General features: G+C 50.2%; 25 protein-coding genes and 1 riboswitch. Of the genes, 6 read left to right on the top strand and 19 right to left on the bottom strand.

Annotation, left to right across the window (positions count from 1 at the left end):
• The first annotated feature begins 329 nt into the window (after window positions 1–329).
• Window positions 330–779, top strand: a complete 450-nt coding sequence (locus tag BIZ37_RS11700) for an RNA-binding protein (RefSeq protein ID WP_187461665.1) — start codon at window positions 330–332, stop codon at window positions 777–779.
• On the opposite strand, the gene murI is transcribed toward BIZ37_RS11700, so the two are convergent.
• The 3 genes from murI to BIZ37_RS11715 form a co-directional block, all read right to left on the bottom strand.
• Window positions 751–1,536, bottom strand: a complete 786-nt coding sequence (gene murI / locus BIZ37_RS11705) for a glutamate racemase (RefSeq protein ID WP_187461666.1) — start codon at window positions 1,534–1,536, stop codon at window positions 751–753. The genes BIZ37_RS11700 and murI overlap by 29 nt on opposite strands.
• 81 nt (window positions 1,537–1,617) lie before the next feature.
• Window positions 1,618–2,280: an adenine nucleotide alpha hydrolase gene (locus BIZ37_RS11710; protein ID WP_187461667.1), complete on the bottom strand. Its 663-nt coding sequence runs from the start codon at window positions 2,278–2,280 to the stop codon at window positions 1,618–1,620.
• Window positions 2,281–2,329: 49 nt separating this feature from the next.
• Window positions 2,330–4,171, bottom strand: coding sequence for a TonB-dependent receptor domain-containing protein (locus tag BIZ37_RS11715; RefSeq protein WP_187461668.1), 1,842 nt, complete (start codon window positions 4,169–4,171; stop codon window positions 2,330–2,332).
• A gap of 37 nt (window positions 4,172–4,208) precedes the next feature.
• A riboswitch (cobalamin riboswitch) is annotated at window positions 4,209–4,435 on the bottom strand.
• 146 nt (window positions 4,436–4,581) lie between these two features.
• Between BIZ37_RS11715 and trmA the strand changes: the two genes are divergently transcribed.
• Window positions 4,582–5,688: a tRNA (uridine(54)-C5)-methyltransferase TrmA gene (gene trmA / locus BIZ37_RS11720; RefSeq protein ID WP_187461669.1), complete on the top strand. Its 1,107-nt coding sequence runs from the start codon at window positions 4,582–4,584 to the stop codon at window positions 5,686–5,688.
• Between the two features lie 59 nt (window positions 5,689–5,747).
• On the opposite strand, the gene BIZ37_RS11725 is transcribed toward trmA, so the two are convergent.
• On the bottom strand, window positions 5,748–6,119 hold the full coding sequence (locus BIZ37_RS11725; protein WP_107300258.1) for a YijD family membrane protein: 372 nt from the start codon (window positions 6,117–6,119) through the stop codon (window positions 5,748–5,750).
• Between the two features lie 23 nt (window positions 6,120–6,142).
• Window positions 6,143–6,775 (bottom strand): HTH-type transcriptional repressor FabR, encoded by a 633-nt coding sequence (gene fabR / locus BIZ37_RS11730; RefSeq protein WP_187461670.1) that lies wholly within the window; start codon window positions 6,773–6,775, stop codon window positions 6,143–6,145.
• 316 nt (window positions 6,776–7,091) lie between these two features.
• Between fabR and sthA the strand changes: the two genes are divergently transcribed.
• Complete coding sequence (gene sthA / locus BIZ37_RS11735; RefSeq protein WP_187461671.1) at window positions 7,092–8,507, top strand: Si-specific NAD(P)(+) transhydrogenase; 1,416 nt, start codon at window positions 7,092–7,094, stop codon at window positions 8,505–8,507.
• 59 nt (window positions 8,508–8,566) lie between these two features.
• On the opposite strand, the gene cysQ is transcribed toward sthA, so the two are convergent.
• The 14 genes from cysQ to gspC all read right to left on the bottom strand — a co-directional run bounded on the left by cysQ (window position 8,567) and on the right by gspC (window position 21,367).
• A complete protein-coding gene (gene cysQ, locus BIZ37_RS11740) occupies window positions 8,567–9,400 on the bottom strand; it encodes a 3'(2'),5'-bisphosphate nucleotidase CysQ (protein WP_187461672.1) in 834 nt (277 codons plus the stop codon).
• 8 nt (window positions 9,401–9,408) lie between these two features.
• On the bottom strand, window positions 9,409–9,960 hold the full coding sequence (gene nudE, locus BIZ37_RS11745) for an ADP compounds hydrolase NudE (protein ID WP_187461673.1): 552 nt from the start codon (window positions 9,958–9,960) through the stop codon (window positions 9,409–9,411).
• A 144-nt stretch (window positions 9,961–10,104) separates the two neighbouring features.
• Window positions 10,105–10,863 carry a type II secretion system protein N gene (locus BIZ37_RS11750; RefSeq protein ID WP_187461674.1) on the bottom strand — a complete coding sequence of 253 codons (759 nt, stop codon included), beginning with the start codon at window positions 10,861–10,863 and terminating at the stop codon, window positions 10,105–10,107.
• A 2-nt stretch (window positions 10,864–10,865) separates the two neighbouring features.
• Window positions 10,866–11,342, bottom strand: coding sequence for a type II secretion system protein M (locus BIZ37_RS11755; RefSeq protein ID WP_107300264.1), 477 nt, complete (start codon window positions 11,340–11,342; stop codon window positions 10,866–10,868).
• Window positions 11,339–12,610 carry a type II secretion system protein GspL gene (gspL, locus tag BIZ37_RS11760; protein ID WP_370577337.1) on the bottom strand — a complete coding sequence of 424 codons (1,272 nt, stop codon included), beginning with the start codon at window positions 12,608–12,610 and terminating at the stop codon, window positions 11,339–11,341. Before gspL ends, BIZ37_RS11755 begins: the two co-directional genes overlap by 4 nt.
• A complete protein-coding gene (gspK, locus tag BIZ37_RS11765; protein ID WP_187461676.1) occupies window positions 12,579–13,607 on the bottom strand; it encodes a type II secretion system minor pseudopilin GspK in 1,029 nt (342 codons plus the stop codon). The genes gspL and gspK overlap by 32 nt, the downstream gene beginning before the upstream one ends.
• On the bottom strand, window positions 13,597–14,268 hold the full coding sequence (gene gspJ / locus BIZ37_RS11770; RefSeq protein ID WP_187461677.1) for a type II secretion system minor pseudopilin GspJ: 672 nt from the start codon (window positions 14,266–14,268) through the stop codon (window positions 13,597–13,599). Before gspJ ends, gspK begins: the two co-directional genes overlap by 11 nt.
• On the bottom strand, window positions 14,255–14,635 hold the full coding sequence (gene gspI / locus BIZ37_RS11775; protein WP_187461678.1) for a type II secretion system minor pseudopilin GspI: 381 nt from the start codon (window positions 14,633–14,635) through the stop codon (window positions 14,255–14,257). The genes gspJ and gspI overlap by 14 nt, the downstream gene beginning before the upstream one ends.
• The gene (gspH, locus tag BIZ37_RS11780) at window positions 14,632–15,222 is read right to left on the bottom strand and encodes a type II secretion system minor pseudopilin GspH (RefSeq protein ID WP_107300337.1); all 591 of its coding nucleotides are present in this window, start codon (window positions 15,220–15,222) and stop codon (window positions 14,632–14,634) included. Before gspH ends, gspI begins: the two co-directional genes overlap by 4 nt.
• A 9-nt stretch (window positions 15,223–15,231) precedes the next feature.
• Complete coding sequence (gene gspG / locus BIZ37_RS11785) at window positions 15,232–15,666, bottom strand: type II secretion system major pseudopilin GspG (protein WP_158264586.1); 435 nt, start codon at window positions 15,664–15,666, stop codon at window positions 15,232–15,234.
• Window positions 15,667–15,684: 18 nt separating this feature from the next.
• Complete coding sequence (gene gspF / locus BIZ37_RS11790; RefSeq protein ID WP_187461679.1) at window positions 15,685–16,905, bottom strand: type II secretion system inner membrane protein GspF; 1,221 nt, start codon at window positions 16,903–16,905, stop codon at window positions 15,685–15,687.
• A gap of 3 nt (window positions 16,906–16,908) precedes the next feature.
• Window positions 16,909–18,411: a type II secretion system ATPase GspE gene (gene gspE / locus BIZ37_RS11795; protein ID WP_187461680.1), complete on the bottom strand. Its 1,503-nt coding sequence runs from the start codon at window positions 18,409–18,411 to the stop codon at window positions 16,909–16,911.
• Window positions 18,411–20,435, bottom strand: a complete 2,025-nt coding sequence (gspD, locus tag BIZ37_RS11800; RefSeq protein ID WP_370577338.1) for a type II secretion system secretin GspD — start codon at window positions 20,433–20,435, stop codon at window positions 18,411–18,413. The genes gspE and gspD overlap by 1 nt, the downstream gene beginning before the upstream one ends.
• A 38-nt stretch (window positions 20,436–20,473) precedes the next feature.
• Window positions 20,474–21,367: a type II secretion system protein GspC gene (gene gspC, locus BIZ37_RS11805; RefSeq protein WP_187461681.1), complete on the bottom strand. Its 894-nt coding sequence runs from the start codon at window positions 21,365–21,367 to the stop codon at window positions 20,474–20,476.
• A gap of 282 nt (window positions 21,368–21,649) precedes the next feature.
• Here gspC and hslR point away from each other — a divergent pair, with 282 nt between their 5' ends.
• The 3 genes from hslR (at window position 21,650) to pckA (ending at window position 24,985) form a co-directional block, all read left to right on the top strand.
• Window positions 21,650–22,060 (top strand): ribosome-associated heat shock protein Hsp15, encoded by a 411-nt coding sequence (gene hslR / locus BIZ37_RS11810; protein ID WP_107300273.1) that lies wholly within the window; start codon window positions 21,650–21,652, stop codon window positions 22,058–22,060.
• A 95-nt stretch (window positions 22,061–22,155) separates the two neighbouring features.
• Window positions 22,156–23,034 carry an Hsp33 family molecular chaperone HslO gene (hslO, locus tag BIZ37_RS11815; RefSeq protein WP_107300274.1) on the top strand — a complete coding sequence of 293 codons (879 nt, stop codon included), beginning with the start codon at window positions 22,156–22,158 and terminating at the stop codon, window positions 23,032–23,034.
• A gap of 319 nt (window positions 23,035–23,353) precedes the next feature.
• Complete coding sequence (pckA, locus tag BIZ37_RS11820; RefSeq protein WP_187461682.1) at window positions 23,354–24,985, top strand: phosphoenolpyruvate carboxykinase (ATP); 1,632 nt, start codon at window positions 23,354–23,356, stop codon at window positions 24,983–24,985.
• Window positions 24,986–25,139: the final 154 nt, after the last annotated feature.

Raw genomic sequence — 25,139 nt, forward strand, 5'->3', positions numbered from 1 at the left:
ATCATTTCACGAGTGCCCACACAGATTGCATGGTCAAATTGTTAAAGAACAATACTGATTGGTTAGCGGCTTAAGTTGCCGTGCTCCGTGTCAGTGAGGCGGCATTATAGAGACTTGATTCATCCTGACAAGGGTTTTCTTTAAAAAAATTTCCACCTGCTGATTATTTCAACTAATGTGAGATAAACGGCTCTAATTTCAACATTAGAGGGCCGTCACACTCACAATCTAGCAATTCCAAGTCAATGAAAGTAATATCAATGTGACTTTGTTGTTAAAATAACCAATAACGCCTTCTTTCTTTTTTCTTATGACGATGTAGTTAACTTATGAAATTATCCAAACAATCTCTTATGCCGGTTCTCGCAATCGCTGTTGTTGGGGGCTTAGTATTTAGTTTTCTCCCCATCTATCCCGGAATAGCCTTTGCGCTTGGTGCTATTTGTACTGCTTATATCCTACCGCTTATTCCTGCCCAATCTTCTTCTGCAGAATCAAATACCGCGCAAGCCAGTAAAACCCTCTATGTTGGCAACCTTCCTTACCGAGCCAATGAAAGTGAAGTAAAGAAATTATTCTCTGAACACGGTGAAGTATTTGCCGTTCGCCTAATGAAAGATAAGCGAACCGGCAAGCGACGTGGTTTTGGCTTTGTTGTGATGAGCAGTAACGATGCTGATAACGCTATCGCTCAATTAAATGACAAGGAATATGGCCAGCGCACCCTGAAAGTACGAGAAGCTAATGAACCTAAAGGCGGGGATAGTGTAGAGACCTAACCGGTTCTAACTGCATTGCTGCCAAACTATTATTAAGTGCCGCTGTGTGATTACCAGCGGCACTATTGTATGTAAGGTTTGGTTCTTTACTGGTTACCGCTACTTCCCCCAGCAAATCTTTTACCCGATTGGCGATAGCACGCCCAGAATCAACAATAGTGACCTCCCCTGCGAGTGCCTGGGTGATCTCGTCTCTAATTAATGGGAAATGAGTGCATCCCAACACAATACAGTCCACCACGTTACGCCAGGGTTTTAAAATCGCCTCAAGCTCCGTCAATGAAATAGCCTGGCCACGAAGTTTCTGCTCGGCCATTTCGACCAAACGCGTGGAGCCTATTCTGAGCACTTGGCAATGGCTAGCAAATTGGCTGATCAATAATTCGGTATATTCACGTTGAACTGTTGCCGGCGTTGCCAATAAGCCAATTACTTTTCGCTGGCTGAGTGTAGCCGCAGGTTTAATAGCAGGGACAACGCCAACGACCGGAATTGATAACACATCCCGCAATGTTGGCAGAACAATAGTACTTGCTGTATTACAAGCGACAACGACCAAATCGATAGCGTGACGTTCAACCAACAGCGAAACAATATGACGGGTCCGAGTGATTAATTCATCTTCGGGTAATTCCCCATAGGGAAATGCCGCATCGTCGAATGCGTAGATATATTGAACGTTAGGCAGCTGCGCATATATCTCCTGATATACGGACAACCCACCTACACCGGAATCAAAAATCAGTACCCGCTTCACTGTTATACTCTGTCGTATTGCTCACAAGGAGCAACATCATACTGCGAATTGAATGCTTGACCAAAATAACCAAGGTTATTTTTAAGTTAGACAATAGCGCTGATAATGAAAGCGGCTTTGCTGTTCTATTTGTGTCAATGTGATTTCCAGTTTGCCATCAAAGCATGGGGCTTCAACAACAAGTGTGTGAAATTCACCGTCTTCACCACACGGATCAACACCCTTTGGCAACGACGCTATGAGTTCGCGGTTATACCACCGACCGCAAAAGCCACCATCTAGTTGGCTGGTATCAATCGTCGTCAGTAAGGTTTTGATCCCACGCTGGAGCATCTCATCAGCCAAGGCGAAACTGTCTTGCCCCATCAAAGGGAATACACACTGCCAGCCAACCGGCTCTATATAACTCCAGCGATAGTCGGCAATGCCATTACAGAACATATCCCCGAAAGCGACAGCTTCAACCCCCAAACCGCAGGCACGTAACCCATCTATGACCAGTGATTGATAGACATCATTCGATGGGAACACTTCAGGCAAGGGTATTTCAACTAATGGTAGGCCTGTCAAAGCGGCCTGGGCACGGACAACAGCAAGAGGTGTAGCCTGAAAAGGTACTTCATCCTCCACATAGGTGGTGTATAAACCCACTACGTCATAGCGGGGATCTTCAAGCAGGCGGATAAGCGTGAGGGTGGAGTCTTTGCCGGAGGACCAGCTAACAATCGTTTTTAATGGGCGCATAAGTATTGGCTCCAAGAAAAAAGCCACCAGCAGGTGGCTTTTATCGGTTTTAGAACTGATAGGTAACGGTGGCGTAGTAGCTACGCTCTTGGACGTTATAGGTTTCCTTAGCCACGTAGTCTTCATCAAATAAATTTGCTATGCGCCCGCGTAGGATTAGGTTATCACCCCAGTAATAAGTGGCTGCCAAATCCACTAAGGTATATGCATCCAAGCTATTTGTATTCGCCGCATCTTCATAACTCTTGCCCTTGTACAAAGCACTGGCATCAAACTGCCATTGATCAAGTAAATAAGAGATATTCCACTTGGCGTTGTGTTTGGAGCGGCGGATCAATTGCTTGTTAGTACTGCTATCCTCGGCATCCAAGTAATCGTAGCTAACATCGTGGTACAGCGGACCGGTATTAAACCCTGCAGTTAGCTCTACCCCTTTGATCTCGGCTTCGTCGACATTCATCGGTTTCCATATCGTACTGCCTGGCTCAATAGGTGCCCAAGCAATAAGCTGATCAATCTCAGACTGATAGGCCGTCACTCGCCAATCTAACCATTGATGCGAGCCCGATAAAGACACTTCGTAGTTGGTTGACTCCTCTGGATCTAGATCCGGATTACCCGAGTCTGGCCAGTAAAGGTCGTTAAACGTCGGTGCTTTGAAAGCGGTACCCACATTGGCAGAGATCTGATAGTTAGAAAAGAATGAATAAGCTGCTGCTAGCTGCCAGGTGTTATTGCGTCCATAACTATCGTTATCATCTGTCCTCACACTACCTTCAAGCTGCAAGCCCATGTCGTTACGGTAAATAGATGTGAGGTAGAGTGCAGTATTATCGCGTTCATCTTCAGAAAGGACTGTCGTGCTGTTGGATACCGAATCGCGGTACCACTCAAAACCACCACCAAACTCAAGTTCTGAATTGAATTGGTAATGATTTTGCCAATTCACCACATCACGCTTAGTTTTGATTTTACTACCGTCGCTGATATCGCTGAAGTTGCGTGCTTCATCCTGGTTTTGGGCAACCGTCACTTCACTAATAAAGTTATCGGCTGAGTAACCTGCTTTCGCTGCTACGTTATACAGGGAGGCTTCAGTTTGTGCATTTGGCGTAGAAATGAAATCGCCAGTGGCAAAGTCGAAGTACCCGTCATCGTAGTCGCTTTCGCCATCATGATAATAACCCTGTAGGCTTATCTGCCAATTATCATTTAGCCGAGTGCCGATTTCTGCCACGACATTACGGTTCTTGAAGCCATCATCGTCTTGCTCGTAAGGCTCCTTACGGGCAGAAAAACCATCCGCCTGCTCACCTTTTAGTGCGATTTTACCCCAACTGTTTTGGCCAATCGCCCCGGCAACCGAACCGCCCAACTGGTAATAACCATCACTGCCGGCGCCAGCGCTAAGCTCAGCCAGTGTCTCTCCCGGCTGATAGGCGGTAATGATATTAAGCACACCACCGACCGCATCTGAACCATACAGTGCCGCCCTTGAACCACGGATAAACTCGATTCTCTCGATGCCTGTCAATGGGATCTGGCTGAAATCAGCACTGCCAAGCGTTGCACTGCCAATACGCACACCATTAATCATCACCAATAGATGGCGAGATGTCGTACCACGAACATACACTTCTGTGTTCTGGCCATACCCGCCGGAAACAACCTGCACACCCGGCAGGCGACGCAATACTTCAGCCAAAGACTTAGCTTGGATAGCATCAATTTCATCTTTGGTGACAATAGAGACAGGGGCAATCACATTTTTGACAGATTGCTCAAATCGGTTGGCGGTCACGACCATCACTTCATCGGTTGAAGTGTCGGCATAGACCATAGACGGCAGGCACACTTGTGCCAACGCCACTGCTAAAAGCGTTTTTTTCATTATATAGATATCCTAAGTCGCGTTGATTACTGAGCTCTTGGGTGCTCAATACACTGGTCGGTCTTCGGACTTAAGAGCGTGGCCGGACGGCCGCCTAGGCAACAACTTCCCACTTCAGGCACCTGCATTGCGCAGATTGTAGAAGCAGTGTTCGGAACTGTACGTCCATGTGCTTTCGTTCTCTATCACCGCTGCGCGTCAGTCACGGAATTTCACCGTGTTCCCCAGCCTGCAAGCAGGCTAACCAGCGCAATTGCATGCTAATTATCCTACATTCGAATGTCTAGTTGTTATTGCTTTGAGCGCGAAATAACGACTGATTCACGATTTTATCCGGCACAACACTGGACATCGGTCAACAATACAATAAAATCTGGCGCTCTTATTTTGAGCAGTTTGAGGCAACCTTTATGGCAACCACCACTATCAATCCAGCTGAGTACCAATCGCAGCTAGATGAAAAAGCAGCGCGTATTCAAAATATCTTTGCCGATTTTGATACACCTGAGCTTGAGGTGTTTGCCTCTCCTGCCGAGCATTACCGTATGCGTGCTGAGTTCCGTGTATGGCATGAAGGTGAAGATCTTTACTACATCATGTTCAACCAAGAGACACGCGAAAAGTACCGCGTGGATCAGTTTCCAGCAGCCAGCCGTCTGATCAATGACCTAATGCCGCTGCTGGTTGATGCACTGAAGCCAGTAAAAGCCCTTCGCCACAAACTGTTCCAGGTAGATTTCCTGTCTACCCTAAGCGGTGAAATCTTGGTTTCCCTGCTTTACCACCGCCAGCTAGATGCCGAGTGGGAAAAGGAAGCCAAAGCACTTAAGCAACGCCTGAATGACGAAGGCTTCAACCTGAATTTCATTGGCCGCGCCCGTAAACAAAAGATTGTCCTAGACCAAGAGTTCGTAATCGAAAAACTTCAGGTTAATGACCGTGTACTGACTTATAAGCAGGTGGAAAACAGCTTCACCCAGCCAAATGGTGAAGTGGCTCAGAAGATGCTGGAGTGGGCGGTTGACTGCACTCAGGAAAGCCAAGGTGATCTACTGGAGTTGTACTGTGGTAACGGTAACTTTTCACTGGCCCTTGCCCAAAACTTCGAGCGCGTTCTGGCAACAGAGTTGGCCAAGCCATCTGTTGACTCGGCACAATACAATATTGCCGTGAACAACATCGACAATGTACAAATCATCCGTATGTCGGCAGAAGACTTTACTGATGCAATGGAAGGCCGCCGTGAGTTCCGCCGTCTTAAAGATCAGAATATCGACCTGCAAAGCTACAACTGCAACACGATTTTCGTTGATCCACCACGTTCAGGCATGGATGAAGGCACCTGCCGTATGGTTCAGGGCTATGACCGTATCATGTATATTTCATGTAACCCAGATACGCTGAAGGACAACCTAGAGATATTGTCTGAAACGCACCGCATTACTCGCTTTGCCCTGTTTGACCAGTTCCCATACACCCATCATATGGAAGCTGGGGTACTACTCGAGCGTAAATAACAAAATGATAAAAAAAGGCGCCTTCCGGCGCCTTTTTTAATATCAATGTCTAGGGGCTATTAAGCTTCAGACTGTGATTTAGGAGACATGATACCAAGCTTATACGCCACCCAGATGATCAAGCTTAGCGATACGATCAACTGGAAGTAGTTCGAGCCCATGTCCGGTACCTGAGCACGGACAAAACCTGAATACCCAAATGCACCGACGAGGAAACAGGCAAATGCGATCGCAGGTGTCCCTTCGGCCATTGGCTTGCTCAAGTACTCCTGGTACAGGCAGTACAGCGCCAATGCGAATGCAATCACTGGGAAGATAGAAAACGCCACCGCGCTTGAAGTAAACACTGCCAGTGTCGCATTACCACACAGGCCTGCTAGCAATGACAATACCAGCGTTTTGCGTTCAGCTTTAGTTTGTTCCTTGTTCATATCCTTTCACCAACATAATAAAGTTAGAGTTTTTGCCTGAGCTCTCTACGCTCACGCTCTTTACGGTACCAATAAGCACCTTTTGCAATCATTCTTAATTGCATAATCAATCTTTCTGCATGCTCACCGCGGGCTTGGTTGTCCAAGTCCAAAGCTTCTGCCCCAGAACTGAAGACCAAGGTCACCGAGGCTTCGGCCTGGGTAAAGGCCTCCTCATGGGTGACACCGGTTTTGGCCACGAGATATTCCGTTAGTTCCGCGACAAAATGCTGGATCTCCCGGGCAACAGCTGCACGGAATGCCGGTGAGGTACCGGAGCGCTCACGCAACAGCAAACGGAATACGTTCGGGCTACTCTCGATGAACTCCATAAAGGTTTCAACCGAGGTGCGGATCACACTGCCTTCTTTGGCAATGCGCTGACGGGCTTGGCGCATCAGCTGACGTAAGATCAAGCCACCTTCATCAACCATTGTCAGGCCAAGCTCATCCATATCTTTAAAGTGGCGATAAAACGATGTCGGCGCAATGCCGGCCTCTCTGGCCACTTCCCGTAAACTTAAGTTAGAAAAGCTACGTTCAGCACTTAACTGATTGAAGGCAGCATCAATCAGTGAACGGCGGGTTTTTTCTTTCTGCTGAGCCCTGATTCCCATGGGGTTTTTGTTTCTCTTTGAATTATCTTGCGTCAAATTAATAGTCACTATACGCGCTTTTTCACTGCCATCAAAACATAGTAAATCCTGACTGGCGCTTAATCAAAGTCGTTCTTGCCAGTTTTTCTGCCAGCTCACAAACTCCGCCCCCGCTGGGCACTAAACAAAACTCCCACCTACCTCCAACTTTTGCTGCAAAAATAATGCAGCAACGTGATCGCCCGCTCCCTATCGCAGCGCACTCATTCTACCTTGCTTTAGAAGAAGTTAAAATAACGCGGTAGCAATGTTGCAAGGATGATAAATAAGGCCAAGCATGACAAAAAGCAAACACTCTTCTACCCAACACTTTGATGCCATTATCATTGGCAGTGGTCCAGGTGGTGAAGGGGCGGCCATGGGGCTAACCAAAGCCGGATTCAATGTGGCAATAATTGAACGTGAAGACAGTGTTGGTGGCGGCTGTACCCACTGGGGAACCATCCCGTCCAAAGCGCTACGCCATGCTGTCAGCCGTATTATCGAATACAACCAGAACCCGCTCTATTGCAAGAATAACTCCAGCCTGCACAGCACCTTCAGCCAAATCCTCGGGCACGCCCAAGACGTGGTCAACAAGCAGACCCGGATGCGTCAGGGTTTTTACGACCGTAACCACTGCAGCATCATTTTTGGTGAAGCGTGTTTTACCGGTACCCACAGTGTCGTAGTGAAAAAGCCCGATGGTAGCCGAGAGCACTACAGTGCCGACAAGTTTGTCATCGCTACCGGTTCGCGTCCTTACCAACCTAGTGACGTCGACTTTACCCATAACCGGATCTACGACAGCGATTCTATTTTGCAGCTCAAGCATGATCCCCGCCATATCATCATCTATGGCGCAGGTGTTATCGGCAGTGAGTATGCCTCAATTTTCCGCGGCCTTGGGGTCAAGGTCGACTTGATTAACACCCGGGACCGCCTGCTGGAATTTCTCGACAACGAAATCTCCGATTCCCTGTCCTACCACTTCTGGAACAGTGGGGTAATGATCCGCAACGGAGAGGTCTACGACCAGATTGAGGGGACCGAAGACGGGGTGATCCTCCATCTGAAGTCAGGCAAAAAGATGCGTGCCGATTGCCTGCTGTATGCCAACGGACGTACTGGTAATACGGACAAACTCCATTTGGACAAAGTCGGCCTGAAACCTGATTCCCGTGGCCAACTCAAGGTCAACCAGAACTATTGCACTGATGTAGAGCACATCTATGCTGTAGGGGATGTGATTGGCTACCCTAGCCTTGCCAGTGCTGCTTATGACCAAGGCCGTTTTGTGGCCCAGGCCATTGCCAACGGCGCAGCCGAAGGCCAGCTTATCGACCATATCCCCACCGGGATCTATACCATTCCTGAAATCAGTTCGGTAGGTAAAACCGAGCAAGAGCTAACCGCAGAAAAAGTCCCTTATGAGGTTGGTCGTTCGCAGTTCAAACACCTGGCCCGGGCCCAGATCGCCGGAACGGAAGTGGGCAGTTTGAAAATCCTATTCCACCGCGAAACCCGGGAGATCCTCGGGATCCACTGCTTTGGTGAGCGTGCTGCAGAGATCATTCACATCGGGCAAGCGATCATGGAGCAAAAAGGAGAAGGCAATAGCCTCGACTATTTCGTCAATACCACCTTCAACTACCCAACGATGGCAGAGGCTTACCGGGTTGCTGCCCTCAACGGCCTTAACCGGTTGTTCTAACCCCTAATCCATTTACAATAAACCAAACAAAAACGGAGCCAATTAGCTCCGTTTTTTTGTCAGTCGACTTCCATCAACCGATTATCCGGCGTCAATATCGACGACCACGGCAGGCTCTCATCACCCAGGGTAATAAAGTTAGGGTTCTCTAGCGTATCGCGCTCGTTATACGACAGAGGCGTTAGGTGGGTATTAAGAATACGCCCCCCTGCTTCTTCAACAATACACTGGGTCGCTGCCGTATCCCACTCTCCCGTTGGCCCGAGGCGCAGGTAACAATCCACCGCCCCTTCCGCTACCAAACAAGACTTGAGCGCAGCAGAGCCGAGCGGTACTAAATCATAATTCAGGGCCGGATCTAACCGGTTAGTGATAGCACTGATATCTTGGCGGCGGCTGATCGCGACAGCAATCGACTGGGTCGGTAACTCATGCTTATGGGTAGAGATACGTACCGTCTCGCCTTCCGGCGTTGTTTTCCATGCACCTTTGCCGTTGTAAGCGTAATACACCACGCCTGATACCGGAGCATAAACAACCCCCATTACCGGGTTGTTGTTATCGACCAAGGCAATAATCGTCGCGAAGTCACCGCTCCCGGCAATAAATTCCTGCGTGCCGTCTAACGGATCCACCAGCCAATACCGTTGCCACTTGGCCCGCTCGGTCAATGGGACATCAGCATCTTCTTCCGACAACACCGGAATATCTGGCGTTAACTCTGACAAACGCTGAACAACCAACTTGTGGGCTGCCAAGTCAGCACTGGTGACTGGGGTGTTGTCATGCTTTACTTGTTTTTCAAACTGGCCGCGCTGGTAGATATCCAGGATCACTTGCCCTGAAGAGCGAGCAATATCGATAACTTGTGGCAACAGGTGAGATAAGTCCATATTCGCTCCTATTTTCCAAGTTGCTTTAATGCCAGGAACAAGGCTGTGATACTTCTTGCTTCGGCAAAATCCATATGATGTAGCAGCTCTTCCGCCTGGCTCAGCGGCCAGCGCACGATTTGAAGAGGCTCTGGCTCATCACCATCGAGTTTTTCCGGGTAGAGATCCTGAGCTAAGAACAAGGTCATTTTGCTCGAGAAGTATGACGGTGCCAGCACCACTTCCTTTAGTGGTTGCAGTGCCTTGGCGCCAAAGCCGATTTCTTCTTTCAATTCACGGTTTGCCGCTTCGGCTGCCGATTCACCTTGGTCAATCAGCCCTTTAGGAAAGCCAAGCTCATAACGCTCGGTCCCGGCAGAGTACTCTCGGATCAGAAGCAGATCATCCTGCTCTGTCACTGGCACAACCAACACAGCATGACGACCTGACGGTTTCATCCGCTCGTAGGTTCGCTCAACACCATTAGAAAAACGCAAATCGAGCGACTCAATCTTGAACAGTCGGGATTGGGCGACTACTTCTGTCGCCAAAATTTCAGGTTTGTTGTGTTCCGCAGTCATGTTATGTCCTATTCCCGGGAAAGCGGTCTACCGCCATTGAAGCGGAAACCAAGACAATAACTGCTATTTAATGGCAAGCCGCAAAGGAAATAAAGTAGTTTGTGGGGAAAACGTTAACCCGACGAAAAAAGTCGGGTATTACGATTAAAGGCGTCCGTTATACGAAATTTTGTACTGCCCCTTGGGATCGGGGTTACCCAACCACTTAAGTTGCTCACCAAGCTGGGGCGGAAATTGCGCTCCCGGTTTGAACCAACCAGACAAGGAATAAGTATTGCCAGGGGCAAGGGAAGCCTGCCATTCACTGGCCACATCGTCAGAAGATTGAGCGACATCGGCTAACAACTTACCCTGATCACAGGTTAAGTCAGCAATAACCGGGCCGGGCTCCAAAGCGCCTAACGGTGAAGATACTTGAGCGGCAGTCCATGCCAAGGCACCGTCTAGTTGGACACAATATGGTGCTGCAAACTGATAGTTGCGCAGCGTCAGTTCTAAGTTCCCATTGACCACAACCGGCAACGCCGTTGGGGAATACTTGATAACTTCACTGGCGGGCATAGAGACCAGCAGGTTCTCGGCAAACGGACCACTGCTGGCATAGCCAACCAAACCCCGCCCTTGCAAATTCATTTCACTGCCTTGGCCAAAGCGGACATCCATTTTCAGTTTACCCGTCAGCAAAGAGAAAATTTGCATATCCCACTGCACCCGGCCAAAATTCTTACCCTGCCAGCGGATCTGGGCTGCTGTCCCCTGCCAAGGGGTACCACGTATGCCCGATATATCTAATCCTTGAATAGCTGGTGCCTGCTGCCATACCCAACTTGCAGGAATATGTGCCACTAGGCTTCCAACCAACACCGCACCAAACGAGGCACCCAGTAATAACTTATATTTCACGCTTACCCCCGCCCTAACTGCAAGCGGTTAACTTCAACAACACCTGTACGATCGGCTTTAGATACATCCAAAAACTGGGCATCAATACCGTGCTCATCACGCAAAAAGGCCAACCAGTTGATCAAGGTATTAAACGGTAGTGGTTGCACCCATACCTGAACGGCTTCACTACGAGGCTGCATACGGATCAATTCAATATTGAACTGGCGAGTGGTTTCATTGACGACCTGATTCAACCCTTTATCGCTAACCGAACCCGTTGAACCGGTTGACGCCCGCAGTGACAAGATTTCATCAGCCTTGGTTGATACCCAACTTAGCAACTGGCGCTCAGATTGCAGGCGGCGCTCAGCATTCTCGGCATTGTTTGCCAACGGTTGCCAAATTCCCCAATAGAGTATGGCGATAAACAAGGCGATACCGCCGCCTAGTACTAGCCTTTGCTCACGCTGGCTTAGCCCTTTCCACCATGCATTCATGACTTTCTCCTTAGCACGATGGCACCAGTTACTTGGGTCCCCTCGCGGTTCAACTGACCTAGCTCGACATCAAAGTCTTCATCTAACAGGGTCCTTAGTTGCTCAAAATGCTGGAACTCCGAGGCAATAGCCTGAAAGCGCATCTCGTTACGGTTTTGGTCATAACGGAAGTTCTGCACCGACAACTGCGAAACCTTGGCCAGTGATGGTTGCAATTCAGCTAGCCAAAGCAAAATACCTTCCGTGCTGCCGCCGCCACCCAACCGGGACAACTCACTGTCCATTTGTCGTCTTAGGTAACTCTGTGACGGGACACGCTGGAACTGGGGCAGCACCTGGCGGAAAATACGCTCGCTTTCCGCTTTATAGGCCTGTGCTTGCGCTTCCATCGCCTGTACCGAAATCACATGCTCTACGACCAGTACCGACAACAAGACCCCAGCGGCGATAGCCACCTTACGCCAAGGTTTTAAATACTTACGCCATGCTGGTTGCTGCTTGTACTGGCCCGACAGTAAGTTGACCTTACTCTCTGCGGCTCCCTGAGCAAGAAGCTGCATCACCAGTTCCGGCGTTTCCGCCTGCCAGACACCCGGCATCCCCTCAGGCGCCTGGGTATAGTAATGCACCACAAGTTCATCACTTGCCGGCTCATCATCTTGCTGCGATTCTTGATCGTCATTGGCTTCACTAACTTCTTCACTCTTACCTGGCGCTACCATCTGTGATTGCAGCCAAGGTGCTAACCAGGATCGATCCGCACCCACACCCAAGGAATCCGATTGGCGGATCAGCCACATGCCATCAAGCTCAGCGGCCGTAAAACCATTGTCGAATAGCGGTAAACACAAACAGTCAGGGATCAGCGCCTTGGCTTCGATGCCGGCATCTTCCAGCGCGGCCAGCCATAAGGTGACTTTCTGGTGTTCCACCACCGCCACCTGCGCCATATCACCACTTTTCTGCAGTAGATGGACATGTAGGTTATCAACATCCTGAGCCAGCTCTTCTTCCAATAAGAATGGCAATACGGCGGATAACTGACGACTGCTCCCTGCCGGGATGGCAACTTCCGTCATCAACACATCGGCAGCCGGTGCCAGTACGTACACAACGCGTTGGCTGGCATAGTCAGCTATCTCGTTGAGTTGACTGATAGCATCTAGCTGGCCCGATGCGATGACTTCTTTTTGTTGTGGCGACCAGACAAGCCATTGCACCGGCTGGTCAGCACGGCTACTTAGCCTGATTGTCAGAAATTCGCTCACTGATTCCTCCATAACGGCGACGAACAACCGTCACCGAATCTTCACTATCTCGTTTGAGCAAGGCCACCAGCCTTACCCTAGACCGATCGACCAATACCTCGGTATCCATCTGAAAATAATCACTGCTGACCGCCAGATAATTCTTGGCCTGATTTTTTGTGTCGGCGTCAATGCTACTTAGCTGCGACTCCCCAAGGAAGTCAACTACACTATCCCAACCGTCGTAAGGCCGGTCGGCAATCAATTTCTGGGCATCTGACAACGACAACCGTGATGAAAACAATGCCACCAAGATAGGGGCTTGATGTTCATAGAGCGTATTAACATTAATGGCCAATGTGGTGGTCGGAATCGCACACACCTGATGACGGACCTTGTCAAAAATCGCGGCCGTTACCCCATTGACTGCTCGCAACTCACTGGCATCAGCCATCCAATCCCGTGGCGGCAAATAAGGCGGACGGAACCCCTCATAGGTACTGTCCCCGGCACCAAACGCAGCATTGACCTTTTCATCCGTATCGACATATTCCCATACCGAATCTGCTACAACCTCGGCGTCATAGCTATCAACGCCTGTCTCTTCGATCAGAGTCTGCAAAACGGTCACGATGTATGGCTTGGTGCTACTTCCTGTTTCCGGTTGCACACCAGACAACGCATTTAGGTTAAAGCATGCCTGGCGGTCAATAATATCGCCGATAGCTTCACCGCCATCGAGTGGATAGCGCTGACCTTGTGTTGCCCAAGCCTGGCTCAAGTTGACCGTATCACTATCATCAACCCCTTGTTTGATCGCCACCTTGGCCAATTCTTCCATCCCCTGTGCATACCAGTAGGCTTGCTGGTTCTGGATTTGGTTTTCGACCCGGTAGAAATTGAGGTGCAGCCTTTCGGTCATTTGTACAGCCAACAAGGTCATCAGTGACAGCAGCAACAGCACCACAATCAAGGCCACACCCCGCTGCTTTTTAGGCGGTGCACATTTACGTGTCATTGCTCGCCTCCAATGCCGAGGTTGGCAGCATGTAGACCCGCTCAATTTCACCGTAGTCTTCAAGCGTTAGTTTGATCATGACACCTTCTGGCAAGGCCGCTGGTTTATCCCAGGTCTCCAGCCATTTCTTTTCACTGTAGAAGCGGAACGACATCTCCTCGACCCCAGATAAAATCGGCCTGATCAAGGCTTCGGTACCGACCACACTGTCAGGGTATCTAAACCAAACCCGCTCTAGCTGATCATCGACAATCCGGTAGCCCACCTTGACGTTTTCGCCACGCGGAAACATCTGTTGTGGGTTTTGCCAACCCGTACGGGTGAACAAAATGCCGTAGCTCGATGAGTCCATCAGATATTCACTGCTCTGGAAAATACGGTCGCTAGTTGTCTCACCTTGATTGCGGACCTTGCGAGCCACCACCTGACGGAAATCATTATCCATCATTACCATCGCACGCTGAATATCCTTAAGCCGCTCACTGTGTTCGCGAGATTGTTCGTCACTACGCTGTACACCATTCATCACCTGGTAGGCTGACAGGCTCAGCATGGCAAACACCGCAATCGCTACCAATACCTCCAGCAAGGTAAAGCCCGCTTGTTTTGCGCTATTCAAGCGAGGGGGTCGTTGGCCGGAAGACGTTTTAATTCTCAACATAAGTTCTCAGCGTTACTACCGATTGCTTGCGTGCTTCATCTGTAGTTACCGTGACATCCAATGCACGCAAAAAGCCATCTGCCGTCTGGGTGCTTGTTATCGACCAATACCACTCGCGCCCAGCCAGTTCGGATTTCCCGCGTTTGGCTGTGGTTGGGATCTCTCCCGACAGCCTGATCTTGGCCATTTCGTTGTCGGCGACCATGGAGGCAAAGGTCTTCTCCTCAAGGTAACCCAAGGTATTGAGGTGCTGGCTAACCGCCTTCATCACACTCAAAGCCGCAGTCGCAAACACCGCCAAGGCAACCAGCACTTCCAGTAAGGTCAGGCCCCGATTCCGCTTGAGTGATGGGGATAACAGCTTCATGGTTGGGCCTTCTCTTGCACACTGGCAATAGTCTCGCCCGGTGGCAGCAAGAACAGTTGCCCCAACTCATCAGCCTGTACCCGCCAAAATTGGTTTTCACCCGTCACTTCAAACTCCAAGGTAAATGGGGTGTATTCACCACTGGCCATCACCACCACCTGAGGTGGTTTAATCTTGTCTTTATCAGTTTGCTCAGCAAACAAGTCTTCATTAAACAGCGAGCCCGGCTTGAACAAACGATCCTTGTCCTGCCAAGAGTAACTGCCTATTTCGACCACTAAACGAACATCTTCAGGCATTTCCACCTCGGTGAAAAACTTGGAAGACTCGAGTGGTTGCCAATCCTGACTGGTTAGCTGAAGAAACTGGTACCGGTTACGCTCAACCCGAACGCCGTAGTCGTAACCATTAAGCAGAGCATCCTCGCCCAGCAACTGGACGAGGTGGTGAAAGCGCGCAGCTTCTTCCCTGACTTTATCTTCCTTGCTCTCGGGCAAGGCCACGATGACTGCCACAGCACTGGTTGCCAATAGCACCAGCACCAACAGTATTTCGATCAGGGTAAAACCCGCTGCACGCTTACTCATCATCACGACTTAGAAGTCCAGCATGTTCCAGTTACCGATATCGGTATTCACACCTTCACCGCCCTCTTGGCCATCAGCGCCTAGGCTGAAGATATCAACCGCGCCGTGTTCACCCGGCATTACGTACTGGTATGGGTTACCCCATGGGTCGTTCGGCAAACGGCGGATGTAACCACCATCACGGTAATTACGTGGCTCAGGGCTAGAAGAAGGCATGCTGACCAAAGCTTCAAGGCCCTGATCTGTCGTTGGGTACACGCTGTTGTCCAGCTTGTACATATCCAGTGCCTGCTCTAACGCGCTGATATCGGTCACGACTTTCTGCTGGTCAGCTTTTTCCTTGTTGCCTAATAGGTTAGGTACGACCAAACTGGCCAACACCCCAAGGATAACGATTACGACCATGACTTCCAGCAGCGTAAAGCCGCGTTGTTTGCGTTGCATTGAAAAAACCTCCAAAAATTACATTCCGACCATGTTGTTCAAAGCAATGATCGGCATAAGGGTAGCAATAACAATAAACATCACGATGCCAGCCATCGCGACGATCAATAAGGGTTCGAAAATCCCCAGCGCCATATTCACCAAGGACTCAAAGTCTCGGTCCTGGTTATCGGCCGCACGGGTCAGCATCTGCTCCAGCTCACCACTGCGCTCACCGCTGGCGATCATGTGCAGCATCATAGGGGGGAAAAGTTTGGTTTGCTCGAGAGAAACCCTCAGGCTTGAACCTTCGCGCACTTTGTCTGCCGCTTCCTGGATCTGTTGGTTGACCCAGGTATTGGTCATGACATCCGAGGCGACCTTCATGCCTTCCAACAAAGGAATCGCACTTGAGGTACAGATGGACAAGGTACGGGCAAAACGAGAGGTACTCAGGCCCCGAGCGACCTTACCTATCACCGGCAGGCGCATAACCCAACGATCCCACTTCAGCCGGAAGTCCGGACGCTTGAGGGCCATCTTGATCAGCAAGAACAGGGCAGCAATCACCAGCAGGACAACTAGGCCCCAGTTCTGGACAAAGTCACTGGCCGCAAGCAAGACCTCGGTAATAGTCGGTAATTGCTGGCCCATCTGAACGAACTGGTCGACAATCTTCGGCACTACCGTGGCCAACAAGAAGGCCACGACGGCTATCGCAATAATGGTCAGCATGGTTGGGTAGATCATCGCCTGCATCAACTTGCTGCGCATTTTCTGGCGGTTTTCGGTGTAGTCCGCCAAGCGGTTCAGCACCGTATCCAGATGGCCGGATTTCTCACCGGCAGCCACCATGGCCCGGAACAGCTGATCGAAAATATGCGGGTATTCCGCCATCGAATCCGACAAGGTGTAACCTTCGACCACCCGCGAGCGAACGGCCAGCAGCATATTCTTCAGCCGCGGCTTTTCACTTTGCTCAGCCACGGCTTTAAGGCATTCCTCTAGCGGCATCGATGCTTGCACCAAGGTCGCAAGCTGTCGGGTGATAAGAGACAGTTCCGTGGTACTGATCCCTCGGCGCAGCTGAAAACCGCCACTGGCTTTTTTCTTCTCGCGCTCGTGAGTTTGCACCACTTCAACCGGGATCATCCCCTGCTCACGGAGTTGCTGGCGGATCTGCCGCGCGGTATCCCCTTCGAGAACCCCTTTTTTCTGGCGCCCTTTGGCATCCAGGGCTTTGTATTCAAACGCCGCCATCGGTTAGCCCTCCTTGGTCACCCGCATCACTTCCTCAAGGGTAGTGATACCGGCCTTGACCTTCGACAGACCATCATCACGAATACTTGGGGTATGGGCGCGAATGGCTTTTTCTATCGCCATCTCACCGGCCTCAGCATGGATCAGCTCCTGTACCTGATCATCAATCAGTAATAGCTCGTGAATACCTGTACGGCCGCGATAGCCTTTGTTGTTACACGCTTCACAGCCCTTGGCATGGTAGAGCGTCAAATCTTCATCTGCTGATACACCGAACAACTTCTTCTGCTCATTATCGGCTTCATAGGGTTCGCGACAGGTCGGGCACAAGGTACGGACCAGGCGCTGGGCTAGTACGCCAAGCAGTGAAGAAGACACCAGGAAGGGTTCAATCCCCATATCACGCAAACGCGTAATGGCACCCACAGCTGTGTTGGTGTGAAGGGTGGACATCACCATGTGGCCGGTCAACGACGCCTGTACTGCAATAGAAGCCGTCTCGAGGTCACGGATCTCACCGACCATCACCACATCTGGGTCCTGACGCAAAATCGCACGAAGGCCACGGGCGAAAGTCATATCAACCTTCGGGTTTACCTGGGTCTGGCCGATACCGTCGATATCAAATTCAATCGGGTCTTCAACCGTCAGGATATTACGTTCCTTACCATTGAGCTCCTGTAGGCCGGCATACAAGGTGGTCGACTTACCCGAACCCGTCGGGCCGGTCACTAGGATAATCCCGTGCGGGCGCTCAATAATATGACGGAAGTTGGCATGGTTGGCTTCGGTCATGCCAAGACTGTAGAGATCCAAACGGGTCGCGTTCTTATCCAGAAGACGCAATACCACCCGCTCACCATGGGAAGATGGCATGGTTGATACACGCACATCTACCGCACGGCCACCGATACGCAACGAGATACGGCCATCCTGCGGGACCCGCTTCTCGGCAATATCCAATCTTGCCATTACCTTGATACGAGAAACCAACAGCGGGGCCAGTTTGCGGCTTGGCTGCAGGACTTCACGCAACACACCATCGACCCGGAAACGGATCGACAGCACTTTTTCGAAAGTCTCGATATGGATATCCGATGCCGCCTCTTTGATCGCTTCGGCCAGCATGGCGTTAATCAACTTGATGATTGGCGCATCATCTTCCGATTCCAGCAGATCCTCAGTTTCCGGTAGTTCCTCGGCCAGAGAGAAAAAGTCATCACTATCCGAGCCCAAATCTTCCATCAACTGGCGGGCCTCAGACGAGTCGCGCTGATAAGCTTCGGTCAATTTCAGCTCGAATGCCTTGTCTTCCAGTGCATGTGGCACAAAACTACCACCGGCAACCCGACGGATCTCGGCCAAAACCGCACCTGACAACTGGCCGCTGTAATACAAGGCAACATCCTGATCCAATGCTTCAAGCACCACCCGGTGGCGCTTGGCAAAAGAGAAAGGCAGCCGGAACAGCGGCTGCTTATCCTGTTCCTGGCTTACATCATGCATTACTGGTCATTCTCCAACTGGGCAACAAAGGCGCGTACCTCTGGCGGTAGTGAGATATCCTCGCCGTATTTCGGCAGAACCGGCACATCGGTTTCAGGCATTAGGCGCAAACCCTTATCCGCCTTGAACAGCTGCTCAGCACGAATGTAGTTGTACTTACGCTGGGTAATACCATCTGCCGTCACCCCATCACGGATAATGGTCGGCTTGATGAAGACCATCAGGTTGGTTTTACCCGTCGTGGTATTGGTTGACTTGAACAAGTGGCCCAGTACCGGGATGTCACCCAGAATTGGAATTTTCTGCTCGCTCTCGTTGGTCTGCTCTTGGATCAAACCACCCAACGCCAGCATCTGGCCGTCCTGGATCAAGACATTGGTGGTCAATTGACGCTTGGAGAAACGCACATCGACAGCGCCATCGGCACCCAGTACGTTAGAGACTTCCTGCTCAATTTTCAGCTGAACCGAGTCCCCTTCGTTGATCTGCGGGGTGACATTGAGCTTGATACCCACTTCTTTACGCTCAACGGTCTGGAATGGGTTATCGTTGTTCGAACTCGACGTCGAACCGGTTACAACAGGGACTTCCTCACCGACAATGAACGAGGCTTCACCGTTATCCATCACGGTAATACTCGGTGATGACAAGATATTAGAGTTACGGTCCGAGGCAACGGCATTGACCAACATGGTCCAGTCACCCATCACAATACCGAGCGCGGCACCATTCACACCACCCAGCACGGAAGCCAGAGTACTGAAGTCACCATCCTCGGTGATGGTACGGGTTTCTTCCTGACCGGTATTTGGGTTAATGAAGGTTTCGGTTCTGGTCGATTCTTGTGCTTCTTCAAGACCAATGGCGTACTGGGAGATCGGCACACCGGAGTTACCAAACTGGATCACCCCACCGCTATCGGTACTGCCCCACTGCACCCCGAAGTTCACGCCATCACCCTCGGCAAGCTCGACAATCATCGCCTCGATCAGAACCTGGGCTCGGCGGATATCAAGCTGGGCAATAATGTTTTCCAATGCGCGCATGATATCTGGCGGCGCGGTCAGGATAAGCGAGTTGGTATCAACGTGAGCCGAAATCATCACCTGGGAGTTAGTGTTCGCTGTCGCCTTGGCATTGCCCTGCTTTTCTGCCTGCAGGTTATCGGACACCCCTTTAAGAACGTCTACCATCTCTTCGGCGTTGGCGTATTTCAGGTACACCACACGGTTATTGCCCGAGGAGGCCATTTCGACATCCAGTTGGCGGATCAGGCGGCGCAGACGATCACGCACCTGCGGATCACCTGATAGCAATACGGAATTGGTACGGTCATCGGCAACCAGTTTAGGCTGCAGAAATTCTGGGGTTGATTTGGCATCTGCCGTTTTGTTCAGCGCTTCTACGATACGTACCATCTCCGCTGCCGAGGCATTGCGCAACTCAACCACATCGATCTCTTTGTCACCAGCACGGTCAACCCGCTCGATGATCTCCGCCAAACGGTTTACCGTTGCGGCACGACCGGTGATCATAATGATATTGGCTGGGTCATAGTGCACTACGTTACCCGCACCGGCATTATCATTAAGCTGACGCAGTAGTGGCGAGAGTTCACGGACCGAGACATTACGTACCGCAATGACGCGGGTAACGACGTGGTCGCCGGTGATATTGCTGTTGTCACCCACCACTGGAATAGCAGAAATCTTGGCATCCTTATCACGGACGACCTTGAGTACGCCGTTATCCATCTCAACCACGGCAAAGCCATAGACTTCGAGGACATTGAGGAAAAACTGGTAGTACTGCTCATCATTGAGCAGATCATAACTGCGAACATTAACCTGGCCCCGCACTGCAGGATCCACAATGATGGTTTTCTGCAGGTTCCGCCCGACAATGTTAATAAATTCCTGAATGTCTGTTCCTTTGAAGCTGGCACTAAACTCGCTAGCCAATGCAGAGCTGCACATCAAGCTGCCTAATAACCAGAGGGCACTTTTACCCATCCATTTTTTCACAAAAAACTCCTGCGTCTTCGCATGTTCGCGTTGGACTGCTATTGCAGCTCAATATAGATATCGTGTAACTGACCTTCTCGCTCGACGGTCAATGTAAAATCTGTGGCGCTAGATAGTTCCGTCCACAGTTTCGCCATCACAGCAGCATCAGTCAGATCATTGCCGTTGAGGCTAACGGCCAAGTCATTGGCCTTAAGGCCCACGGCGTCGAACAACGCCCGCTCTTTACCGGGGTTAACCCGGTATCCCACCAACTCACCATCCCTTTTCACTTGGGACAGGCGAATATAGCTAAATAAGGTTTGTGGTTTTTCGAGGATTTCCTGCTTGATACGGCTCAAGTCCGAGGTTGGCTCGGCTTGTCGCGGTTCAGGCTGACGGGGCCTTGGTGTACTTTGTGATGCCTTGTTGAAATCGACACCATCTAGCATCAGGGTTTCATCTCGGCCACTGTTACGGATTATTACCCTATCCGGATAGACTGCTTGCAGCGTCGCTCGGGTCCCTTCAATAGCTTCGTTAAGGCCATAGGTATTTTGCTTACCGCGGTGGGTAATAACAGCAAGGGCTGTTTGCGGATTGGAGCTGGCGACCAAACCAACAAGCGTCAAATTAAGGCGAGTCTGCGGGGCATCCTGCTTCACCGGTTGCTTGCGCTCTACCACTGGCGCATTCTGCTGGTAACGGCCAAACAAGTTCATGTTCAGTACCTTGGCCACTTCAGAACGATTGCCACCGGCATTCGATGTCACAGCTACCGTTGAAGCCTGCCAACTGGCTGGTGCTTGGGCAGGCTGCAACGCAAGCCATACCATTCGGCCGACGACCCAAGCGAGCATCACCACTAGCACCCACGTAAGGACGCGGGTCAATGAAGAGATTGAGATCTTGCTTTTAGACTGCAAGCTCCCTAACCAATTTGCTGTAACCATGAAATATCCATCATCCTGCGGAAAAACTAGCGCGTTATACCAAAATGTAATATCAAAACGTATTACTTAATTAACGAATCGTTTAATTATCGTGAGTAGTCTATCAAAATGTATGAAGAAAAGTTTCTACTACTATCAATAGACTAGCTATTATCTGTGATTTATTCCCGATTTACTGTTGAAATCCCGATCCCATATCACCATTTAATATCTCTCAACGCCTGCTGACGCTCTGTCGGCAATGTGGTACTTTTAGCGCCCTTATGGGTTAAGGAGCATAATGTGGGCCAACACACATCGCATCAAGACAACATCCAGGTCCGTCTCGATAAGTGGTTATGGGCGGCACGCTTTTACAAGACCCGTTCTATTGCCCGTACCATGATTGATGGCGGCAAGGTGCAATATAACGGCCAACGCTCCAAACCCAGTAAACTGGTCGAAGTGGGTGCTGAGATCCGTTTACGCCAAGGCAATGACGAAAAAACCATTATTATAGAGAAACTCTCAGACACCCGCCGTGGTGCACCTGAAGCACAAACTCTATACCGGGAGACTGAGGAGAGCGCAAAGCGCCGTGAAGAGCATGCTAAAATGCGTCGCCTTCACGCCTACGGCAGTCCTAGTCCCGAAAAGCGCCCTGATAAAAAGCAGCGTCGCGATATAATTAAGTTTAAGAGTCATTCCGACTAAGGGTATTAGTTCAGTGTAGCGCAGAAAAGTTTCGTTATGTTGACGCAAGATACCAAAAATTGGTCAATTAGATACCTGCTGGAGAAATCAAGCTAATGACAAAAGATAGTCTATACCGTTACCTGTTTGACGGTGTATCCGTACGTGGTGAACTGGTTCAGTTGGGCGACACCTACCAACAAATCATTTCCAGCAAGGACTACCCAGCCCCAGTACAGACCCTGTTGGGTGAACTGCTGGTTGCAACAAGCCTGCTGACGGCCACACTGAAATTCGAAGGGTCAATCACTGTCCAGCTGCAAGGTGATGGCCCGGTTAAGCTCGCTGTAATTAACGGTGACCACGACCAGAAACTGCGCGGTGTTGCCCGTTGGGACGGCGATGTCCCTGCCGAAGGCAATATCCATGACCTAATGGGCAAGGGCCACATGGTGATCACCATCACCCCAACCAAAGGCGAACGCTACCAGGGTGTCGTTGGTTTGGAAGGCGACAGCCTTGCGGCATGCCTTGAAGGTTACTTCGAAAACTCAGAGCAGCTGAAGACCCGTATTTGGCTACGTACCGGCGAGCACGAAGGCCAAGCGAAAGCAGCCGGTATGCTGCTGCAGATCCTGCCTGACGGCCAAGGCCACGAAGATGATTTCGAGCACCTTGAGCAGCTAACAAGCACCGTTAAGGACGAAGAACTGTTCAGCCTGGAAGCTCAAGATGTCCTTTACCGCCTATACCACCAGGAAACGGTTAAGCTGTTCGACCCACAGGAAGTGATCTTCCAGTGTGGCTGTTCACGTGAGCGCAGCGCATCAGCAATCTGCTCTATCGAGCGCGCTGAAGTCGACCGCATCGTTGCTGAAGAAGGCAAGGTTTCTCTGCATTGTGACTACTGTGGCACCAGCTATGACTTTGATAGCATTGACGTTGCCGCACTGTTCGAAAATGCAGCAAAAGACAACAGCAACCAGGTGCATTAATTATTCTTCATAATTAAGCCTGAAACTGACTTACAAAAGCCGGACATTGTCCGGCTTTTTTTCTACCTGAAGCACACTTTCCTTGCTCAAGATGTAAGCAAATAACATGCTAACCCTCGCTTTTTTCAGGGAAAATATTAATTTTTAGAGCTAGCGCAAACGCTTTACAACACGATAAACTTACAACCTACAATATATTTAAGACTTTTACTTAACCTTAACTTTTTAATGGTTAATTTTTGATAAACCTCCCTGAATTACCCCTTTAGGGTTGCTAGCATGGTCAACAGTTAAACAACATCTTACCCAAGGAGCACCTATGACTGTCATGAACGTCGAAAAAAAGGTTGCAAAAAAATTAGATCTATCTCAATACGGTATCAACAATGTTACAGAGATTGTTCGTAACCCAAGTTACGAAGTTCTGTTCGAAGAAGAGACCAAGCCGGGCCTAGAGGGATACGAAAAAGGTATCGTTACTGAGCTAGGTGCAGTCGCTGTAGATACCGGTATCTTCACAGGCCGTTCCCCGAAAGATAAGTTCATCGTCAAAGATGACACTACCCGCGATACCATGTGGTGGGCAGACCAAGGCAAAAACGATAATAAGAGCATTGGTGTCGAAGCGTGGAACGATCTGAAAGAGCTAGTGACAGGCCAGCTATCTGGCAAGCGCCTGTTTGTCATTGACGGATTCTGCGGTACTAACCCAGATACCCGCCTATGTATCCGTATCATTACTGAAGTGGCCTGGCAGGCTCACTTCGTGAAGAACATGTTCATCCGCCCAACGGAAGAAGAGCTAGAAACCTTCGAGCCTGATTTCGTGGTAATGAATGGTGCCAAGTGCACCAACGAGAAGTGGGAAGAGCATGAAATGAACTCTGAAAACTTCACGGTATTCAACCTGACTGAGAAGATGCAGCTTATCGGCGGTACTTGGTACGGCGGCGAAATGAAGAAGGGTATGTTCGCGATGATGAACTACTTCCTGCCGCTTCGTGATATCGCCTCTATGCACTGTTCTGCCAATATGGGTGAAAACGGTGATGTAGCAGTATTCTTCGGCCTATCAGGCACAGGTAAAACAACGTTGTCGACTGATCCTAAGCGCGCCCTTATCGGTGATGACGAGCACGGCTGGGATGATAACGGTGTCTTCAACTTCGAAGGCGGTTGCTACGCGAAAACCATCAACCTATCTAAAGAAGCCGAGCCAGACATCTACAATGCGATCCGCCGTGACGCATTGCTAGAAAACGTAACTGTACGCAGCGATGGCGCTATCGACTTCGATGATGGCTCGAAAACAGAAAACACCCGTGTTTCTTACCCGATTTACCACATCGAAAACATCGTTAAGCCTATCTCCAAAGGCGGCCATGCCAACAAGGTTATCTTCCTGTCGGCGGATGCATTCGGCGTATTGCCTCCTGTGTCCAAGTTAACCCCAGAGCAAACCAAGTACCACTTCCTGTCTGGCTTCACTGCCAAACTAGCAGGTACTGAGCGTGGTATCACCGAACCAACCCCGACTTTCTCGGCCTGTTTCGGTAATGCATTCCTGACGCTACACCCAACCAAGTACGCAGAAGTACTGGTTAAGCGTATGGAAGCAGCAGGTGCCGAGGCATACCTGGTGAACACCGGCTGGAATGGCTCTGGCAAGCGTATCTCTATCCAGGATACCCGTGCAATTATCGATGCTATCCTTGATGGCTCTATCGAGAACACCGAAACGAAGAATATCCCAATCTTCAACCTGGAAGTCCCAACATCGCTACCGCATGTTGACCCAGAGATCCTTGACCCTCGCGATACCTACACCGATCCACTACAGTGGGAAAGCAAGGCGAAAGACTTGGCCGAGCGCTTCATCAACAACTTCGAGAAGTACACCGACAATGCCGAAGGTGCCTCTCTGGTTGCAGCAGGTCCGCAAATTGACTAACCGCTAGTCGCTAGCCGAAACACTCTAAGCCCCTCTGATGAGGGGCTTTTTCGTTAAATAAATATCAAAAGTCCTGCCCTATGCTTGCAGCCGGGAGGAAATTGCCGCCTAATAATCATTGCCTCGGTACAGTTATACTGAAGGCAATTGACTG

The organism is Photobacterium sp. BZF1 (assembly GCF_014349205.1).
Taxonomy (GTDB): Bacteria; Pseudomonadota; Gammaproteobacteria; order Enterobacterales; family Vibrionaceae; genus Photobacterium.